This window comes from Nguyenibacter vanlangensis, from assembly GCF_013376155.1.
Classification (GTDB): domain Bacteria; phylum Pseudomonadota; class Alphaproteobacteria; order Acetobacterales; family Acetobacteraceae; genus Gluconacetobacter; species Gluconacetobacter vanlangensis.
In genome coordinates this window covers 1-782 of the sequence record NZ_JABXXP010001031.1, presented here as the reverse complement: position 1 = coordinate 782, position 782 = coordinate 1, and the positions used below count along the sequence as shown (strand labels likewise).

2 protein-coding genes are annotated in these 782 nt (G+C 72.3%); both read right to left on the bottom strand.

Going from position 1 to position 782, the window contains the following annotated elements:
• Positions 1-372, bottom strand: a 372-nt coding sequence (ruvA, locus tag HUK84_RS21010) for a Holliday junction branch migration protein RuvA (protein ID WP_176641901.1), incomplete at its 3' end; no start/stop codon positions are given.
• Positions 369-782: crossover junction endodeoxyribonuclease RuvC (gene ruvC / locus HUK84_RS21005; protein WP_176641900.1), on the bottom strand; the 414-nt coding region annotated here is incomplete at its 5' end. The genes ruvA and ruvC, both read right to left, overlap by 4 nt.

The following is a 782-nucleotide window of genomic DNA, read 5'->3' as shown; positions in this document are numbered from 1 at the left end:
GATTCGTTCGGCCAGGCGCGCGCCCACCCCGGATACGCGGGTCAGGCCGGCCTTATCCGCCGCGGCGATCACCGCCGCCAGATCGGCCGGCGACAGGGCGGAGAGAATCCCCAGCGCCAGCTTCGCCCCCACCCCCTGCACGGTGGTCAGCAGGCGGAACCAGTCCCGTTCCGCCGGCTCGGCGAAGCCGTAGAGCAGGAACGCATCCTCGCGCACCACGGTCTCGACCAGCACGCGCGCGACCTCGGGCGGGTGGGGCAACGCGGCGAGGGTGCGCGTCGAGGCATGGACCAGATAGCCGACGCCATGAACGTCGACCACGCAGCGATCGGCTTCGACCTGTCCCACCAGGCCGGTCAACTGCGCGATCATGCCATGCGCGTCCCGGCCATGACGCGCAGTGCGCTGGCCCGGTGATGGGCGTGGCAGATCGCCACCGCCAGGGCATCGGACGCATCGGCCCGGCGGATCGTCGCTCCGGGCAGCAGGCGGCGCACCATCATCTCGACCTGGTCCTTGCTGGCGGCGCCGGTGCCCACCACCGCCCGCTTCACCGCCATGGCACCGTATTCGGAAACCCCGATCCCGGCCAGCGCGGGCACCAGCAGCGCCACCCCGCGGGCATAGCCGAGTTTGAGCGTCGAGGCGCCGTTGCGGTTGACATAGGTTTCCTCGACCGCGGCCTCGGCCGGGGCATGAACGCGCACCAGGTCGAGCAGCGCGTCATGCAGCCGCCGCAGCCGGTCGGGCACCGCCGCGTCGCCGTCGGTCGCGATCACGCC